This window comes from Arthrobacter sp. CAN_A2 (assembly GCF_015752045.1).
In the GTDB taxonomy this organism is placed as follows: domain Bacteria; phylum Actinomycetota; class Actinomycetes; order Actinomycetales; family Micrococcaceae; genus Arthrobacter_D.
Genome location: NZ_JADOUS010000076.1, coordinates 1 through 1,170 on the forward strand (window position 1 = coordinate 1; position 1,170 = coordinate 1,170).

The window sequence follows — 1,170 nt, forward strand, 5'->3', positions numbered from 1 at the left end:
AACCAGCCAATTCAACCAATCAAAAAACAATCGGTATCAACAAACTTGGCACACTATTGAGTTCTCAAACAACAGGAACAACCGGCACCAAACACAACCACAACAGTCACATTCTCGCTCCGGAGCAGATTTTCAAGCCTACCCGCACCCACTCCATAACCGCAAATCCGCTTCGGTCCGGCCGATTGTCACACCAGCACTGGAACCATCGAGCAGAAAAGCCCTACGAAGACACTGGAAGAAGCCGCTTCCGACACGCGCTGTACGCGATCGAACCGCTTCGTCCAGTTGGGGGGCTTGTCGCCCTCACCGGGGCAACTCCATAACTATACAACCCTCCCGCCCACAGGACAAAACCACTCCTGCCCTCCCCCACCGGATGCGCCGAGGCCGGCGGCGCCGGCGCCGGGACCCGGCCGGTGTCACCCTCCCCTCTGGTAAGGGGAAATCCGCGCGGGTGTCATCCCGGGTCCGTCCGGGAAGCGACCGGTGTAGCACTCCACCGATCGCGGACTGGTGTCCGGGGCCGTGAGAGGAGAGACTCCGCTCGGGTCCGTGTGGCGTCGCGCCCGTCGGTGAGCCGACCTGTTGCCCGAGCAGGCAGCGACGTTTGTGTGAGGTCCTGCTTCGGTTCACCGAAGCAGGAGTCTCCACGAGGTATGGGGCAGTGGAGTGGCAGCGGAACGGCTGCCAAGTCGCCTGCTGACAGGACCCTGCCCCTGATGACGCACCGAGGCGGCGCACCGGATGACTGCGGCGAGCGTGGTCGGCCGGCACCACACGAGCTCTGGTCCGTACGAACAAGTCGTAGTAGACAGTGTCCATGGGCAAGAAAAAGGGAGTGGCACCACAGTTGGCCGATGCCTTGGGGATCGTCCTGGGCACCGAGGAGATTCCGCTGCGGCTCCGGGCGTGGGACGGATCAGAAGCAGGGCCCCCCGGCGCCCCCGTGATCGAGTTCCATTCCCGGAAGGGACTACGGCGAATGCTGTGGTCCCCGAATCAGCTCGGGCTGAGCCGTGCGTATGTTGCAGGAGATCTCGACGGGCCCGGCAACATCTTCGAGAGCTTTTCCGGCTCATCGTAATTGAGAGTGGAAGCACGGTCTGAAGCCGCCTGATTCGAGTAGCGATCGGGCGATGTAGTGGGTGAGGTTCCGAAAGCCGAGGG

General features: G+C 62.3%; 1 protein-coding gene and 1 pseudogene. Both read left to right on the plus strand.

Annotated features, from left to right (window positions below):
• On the plus strand, positions 1–326 hold a 326-nt coding region (locus IWX63_RS16910), incomplete at its 5' end, for a hypothetical protein (protein WP_334685966.1).
• Positions 327–823: 497 nt separating this feature from the next.
• Positions 824–1,084: pseudogene (locus IWX63_RS16660) on the plus strand (SAM-dependent methyltransferase); the annotation flags it as partial.
• Positions 1,085–1,170 lie beyond the last annotated feature (86 nt).